This window comes from Lacinutrix sp. C3R15, from assembly GCF_018860825.1.
GTDB lineage: Bacteria > Bacteroidota > Bacteroidia > Flavobacteriales > Flavobacteriaceae > Oceanihabitans.
Window position 1 is genome coordinate 1 of the sequence record NZ_JAHKPZ010000003.1, and the last position, 4,640, is coordinate 4,640.

The 4,640-nt window shown below is 30.0% G+C and carries 4 protein-coding genes; 2 read left to right on the forward strand and 2 right to left on the reverse strand.

All coding sequences use genetic code 11. The features are described 5' to 3' along the window. The first annotated feature begins 875 nt into the window (after window positions 1–875). Together KO494_RS00025 and KO494_RS00030 are read left to right on the forward strand one after the other, a co-directional pair. Window positions 876–2,159 carry an ATP/GTP-binding protein gene (locus KO494_RS00025; protein WP_215965535.1) on the forward strand — a complete coding sequence of 428 codons (1,284 nt, stop codon included), beginning with the start codon at window positions 876–878 and terminating at the stop codon, window positions 2,157–2,159. Next, the gene (locus tag KO494_RS00030) at window positions 2,134–2,856 is read left to right on the forward strand and encodes an RloB family protein (protein WP_215965536.1); all 723 of its coding nucleotides are present in this window, start codon (window positions 2,134–2,136) and stop codon (window positions 2,854–2,856) included. The genes KO494_RS00025 and KO494_RS00030 overlap by 26 nt, the downstream gene beginning before the upstream one ends. A 164-nt stretch (window positions 2,857–3,020) precedes the next feature. Here KO494_RS00030 and KO494_RS00035 read toward each other — a convergent pair whose 3' ends face one another. Then, a complete protein-coding gene (locus KO494_RS00035) occupies window positions 3,021–3,488 on the reverse strand; it encodes a DinB family protein (protein ID WP_147678238.1) in 468 nt (155 codons plus the stop codon). 147 nt (window positions 3,489–3,635) lie between these two features. Then, a complete protein-coding gene (locus KO494_RS00040) occupies window positions 3,636–4,490 on the reverse strand; it encodes a hypothetical protein (protein ID WP_215965537.1) in 855 nt (284 codons plus the stop codon). Window positions 4,491–4,640 lie beyond the last annotated feature (150 nt).

Below are 4,640 nucleotides of genomic sequence, written 5' to 3' on the forward strand. Positions count from 1 at the left end.
AACGTTCTCGTGTATGGAAAGTTGCGTTTTTGTCAGCGAGGATTTTCCGAAGGAAAATCAGAAGTTGGCAAAAAAGCAACTACCTTAATTTAAGCACTAATCTAGCAATTTTTTATACACATTGTTATAAAATGTAGCGAAACATTTGAGTAATAACGTTTTGCTTTGCCGTTAAGTTGCGCAATAAAAGGAGAAAAGCTAAACGTGTTTTGCTTTTACAGTTGAATAGCGAAAAGTGTTTTTTTCAAAACGCTTTGGAGCATTTTGCGATAGAGTAAGCATTTCCTAGCGAGCTAAAAGTTCCTAAGTTTCAAAAACTTCGCAAGAGTAGTTTCTGTTTTGGTTTAAAAATCCGCAAGTAGCTAAAGTTCAGAATAGGAGTGAACTGAATTTCGTAAATAACTTATTATGTTCCTATTAATCTGAAAAGTTTTTTTGGATTACTTGTTGCGTGAACAATTCAGTTCGAGAATTGAGTGATCAGAATATGTGATTGTTTTATTCAGATTTGAGTAAGAAAAAAATCCAATGATTTATGTTTAGATAAAAACAGTTTATTGAAAGTTACAATTTCCAAGCTATTTTTTATAACGTGATTGTATATGGTTTGTTGCGTGGTTTAAGCAACTAATTTAGTAAATAATTACCGACCAAGAAAGTCCGCGAGGACTTTCGTAAGTAGGCGAGAAGCCAGCAATAAATTATATACGGTGTTACCCAACGTTTTTTCATTTTAAACTATAATATGTAATAAGGTTAATTATTAGGATTTCCTGTTTTTTTATAAATTTGCGTTTATTTCGCAAATATTAAGATAAAATTGTGTTTTCTAATATTGTTATTTTGTATTTTTGTTAAAATTAATCAAGGTAAGAATGATAGTTGAATTTAGTGTTAAAAATTTTCGATCTCTTTCTGATTTACAAACTTTAAGTTTTGTAGCTACGAATTTAAAAAGTTCAAAAGATAATCAAGAAGTTGACGTCAATAATATTATTGATGGTGAAACCCGATTACTAAAAACAGTAGGGATTTATGGAGCAAATGCAAGTGGCAAGAGTAATATAATTAAAGCATTTGAATATTTTTGTGAGGCAATTTCTTCTCTGCCAAGTCCTGAATCTAGGCTAGGAAAATTAACTCAACCATTCTTATATCAAAATAATTATGAAGAACAAGATTCATTTTTTCAAATCGTTTTACTAATCGAGGGTAAGAAGTATCGATATGGATTTACAGTTAAAAAAAATCCAGATTATAAAAATGATTCAAATTTGAGCAAAGAATTAGTAACAAGTGAGTGGTTATTTGGTCCTAAAAATGTAAATCAAGTAAAGTTGTTTTCAAGAAAGAGTTTAGAAATTGATATGACAAATTTACCTGGAAATGAAAGTATAGCACCCTTGGAATATGAGCATACTTTGTTTTTAATTCATGCAGCATCTTATAATAAGGATATTTGTGCTAAAATTAGAAATATGGTTAGAGGGTATATTACCTCTAAATTCAATTTGCAAAGTGATTTTTATCGATTTCATTCAATTAAGCAAATTGAGGATCCAAAATTCAAAACAAGATTTCTTGATTTTTTAAAATCTTTTGGTCTCATTTACAATGACATTTATTTTAAAAAGGAAAATGATTCAGATGATAAGTATTCTTTAGATAAAGTGTTCTTGACAAAAAAAGCATGTCATGCAGAAGGAAAAGTAGTAACTCTTAATATGCAAGAGAACGAATCTGAAGGAACTAAAAAATTATTTGATATTGCGGGATTATTAATACATGCTTTAAATATTCAAGTTAGCGGTCTTATAATTTTAGACGAAATAGATAGTAATTTTCATCCTTCTTTACTTATTAAGGTTATCAAATTATTTAATGACCCAAATATAAATAAAGCCAACGCACAATTATTATTCACTAGTCATGATACAAATTTAATGTCAGCTTCACTAATGAGGAGAGACCAGTTCTATTTTACTGAAAAAGAAAGTAATGAGGGAACGAAATTATATTCTTTAGCTGATTTGAAAGGTATTCGAAATGACGCCGATTTTGCTAAGCAATATTTAGCTGGGTTTTATGGAGGAGTACCGGTTTTATCAGATTTTTTAATTGAAAAAAACGTTAATGAAGATGGAGCCTTGGGAGATTAAATCAGACGATAGTCGAGAAGTAGATACAAAACGTGTTTTTATAATTTTCTGTGAAGATGGAGCAGTAGAGCCAGCTTACTTTGATTTATTTAAAAAAGAAGGTTTGCAGGTTTCAACTATAGGAAACGCAAAACAACATCATGCTCAAGTAGATTATGCAACTGAGTATTTTAGAAAGAGTGATTTAATCGAAGTTAATGATCATGGTCAAGAAGTTTTAAAGATAGATGAGGGAGCACAAGTTTGGTGTGTTTTTGATAGAGATAGAGAACCAGATGATGGTAAAGATTCAGCTTTTAATGATTCGATAATTGCTGCAAATTCTAAAGGAATAAAAACAGCATGGAGTAACGATGATTTTGAATTATGGGTATTATTGCATTTTGAAGATATAGATCCGGCTAATGAAGAATTTCATAATAGGTCTAAGTATTATGAACGGCTTACAGATATTTTAAAAGAATATTATCCAGAAGTTGATAAGTTTAAGAACCCTAGGTTTAACTATTACGAATCTATGAAGGGTAAATCTATGTTTTTAAGGTATACTTATCAAATAATGAAGGGTAAATTGGAAGATGCTATTAGAAGAGCAAAAGAATTAGAAGTTTTTCATCAAAAGGTTCTTAAGCCAAGTCATTTACATTGTCCTTGTACAAAAGTACATACTTTAGTACTTGAATTGTTGAATGAATAACAAATGTGCTTTTAATGTTGGGTAACGTGTTTATATATGGTTTGTTGCGTGGTTTAAGCAACTAATTTAGTAAATAATTACTGACAAAGAAAATCCGCGAGGATTTTCGTAAGTAGGCAATAAGCAAGCAATAAATTATATATGGTGTTGGCTGTAGTTTTTTTTCAATCCCATATTTTTGGTCTATCAATTTTCATTGCTCTTAAATAAGATAAAAATTGTCCTGCGTGAACTGATTCGTGATATCCAATCCGCAATAAATATTTTCCAAGTATTTTTTTTTCACCGTTCCCTGGATGAATGATTTCGGTTTCGTTTAATTCCGTTTCCGAAAATTGCCTTACACTTTCTATAAATTTTTTTCTATAAGGTTCGGCATATTCAAGTTCATCAGTAACGTTAATGAATGGTCGGTTTTCCCAAGGTGTTTTATAATTTGTCATATCACCTTGATTAATAATAATATTCCATCCATAATCAGCCTCTAAAACGTGTCTTATCATTTCTGACGCACTCATTGCTTTTTCGTCAGGTTTCCAATTATAATATTTCTCTGGTAATCCATTCCAAAGTTTTATACTTCTTCTTCTTATTTCTGTAAAATTTAAAACTATAAGTTCAGATTGGGTCATTTTCTTTGTTTTCGGGAATGTCGTTTTACATTACAGCCAACGGTTTTGTATATGATACGTTGCGTGGTTTAGCACGTAATTTAGCAAATAAAAACCGAATAGAAAATCCGAGAGGATTTTCGTAAGTAGGCTAGTACTAGCAATGGATTATATACGTTGTTGTAGCCAGTATTTTTTCCTTAAACTACTTAATTTAATTTTGTTCTTACACTTATTATTTTCAAAGTCAGAATAGAATTCATCTTGAAATAATTTCAGATTGTCCCAATTCGAAAAACTCTGATGGTCTTTATTTGAATAATAATCTTTATTAACTTTTAATTGCCCAATTTTTTCAAATTCCGTTTCTGATTTTTTGAAATGTTGAGCATAATACCAACTAATATGTTCCTTTGGTTTAAACTCTTTGTTTATTTGCTGTTCAAGTCTAAATAATAATTTTGCATTCTCAAAATCCTTTTCAATTGGTTTTTCCGATTGTTTAATGTCAGTTACAGCAATTAAATTCAGTCCAAATTCCGTTTCTTTTTCCGATTCCAACACGAAAACTCCACAATAATCTCCATCACTTAATTTAAAAACCAAACAATCTCCTTTTTCGAAAATCGCATTTCGTGATTTTTTTACTTTACGTTTGCGTGCTGTCTTTTTTTTCGTTAATATTTTTTTTAAAAAACCGTCTAAAACTTTTTTCCTTTTAGTCAAATCAGATTGTGACGAGTCAAGTTCTTTCCACAATTCAATATCCTTTCCAGATTCGACAATATCTTTAATTCGATTAAGAACTTTTGGGTCAAGCGATTTACATTCCCATTGAGATTTTGCGATAGTTATCCAAAAATTATTTTGGTCTTCGTGGGAATTAATCAATTCTTTATTTTCCTCAATTAACTTTTCAGTTATCGCAGAAACTTCCATTCCTTGATTATATAATTCAAAGAATTCATAATTAATATCTTCGTAAATATCGTTTGAAGAAATTCCTGTTCCCCAAGTTCCCATAGGCGTTTCTTATATTGGCTACAACGGTTTTGTGTATGATTTGTGCGATTGAAAATCCGAGGATTTTCAGTTGAATCAAATCATTTAGTTAAATATAAAGATTTTTCTTCTAAGGATGAAGTAAGCATGAATTATACACGTCTTAAGTTT